The following is a 270-nucleotide window of genomic DNA, read 5'->3' as shown; positions in this document are numbered from 1 at the left end:
GCGACAAGATCAAGATCGGCGCATCGGGCAAGATCGTCACGGCCTTCGACGTGGCCCGCACGCTGGCGATGGGCGCCGACTGGTGCAACGCCGCGCGCGGTTTCATGTTTGCGCTGGGCTGCATTCAGGCGCAGAAATGCCACACCGATCGCTGCCCGACGGGCGTCGCCACGCAGGACAAATCCCGCCAGAAGGCACTGGTGGTGCCGGACAAGGCCGAGCGCGTGCATCAGTACCACGACCACACGCTGCATGCGTTGTTGGAACTGA

Annotated in this window: 1 protein-coding gene; it reads left to right on the top strand. The window is 64.8% G+C overall.

The genetic code is table 11. The features are described from left to right. A partial coding sequence (locus RVY79_RS19755) for a glutamate synthase-related protein (protein WP_317466268.1) occupies positions 1-270 on the top strand: 270 nt, incomplete at both ends.

It is taken from the genome of Chromohalobacter sp. HP20-39, assembly GCF_033052815.1.
Lineage (GTDB): Bacteria > Pseudomonadota > Gammaproteobacteria > Pseudomonadales > Halomonadaceae > Chromohalobacter.
The sequence above is the reverse complement of the archived record's forward strand: the minus strand, read 5'-3'. Positions and strand labels throughout refer to the sequence as shown.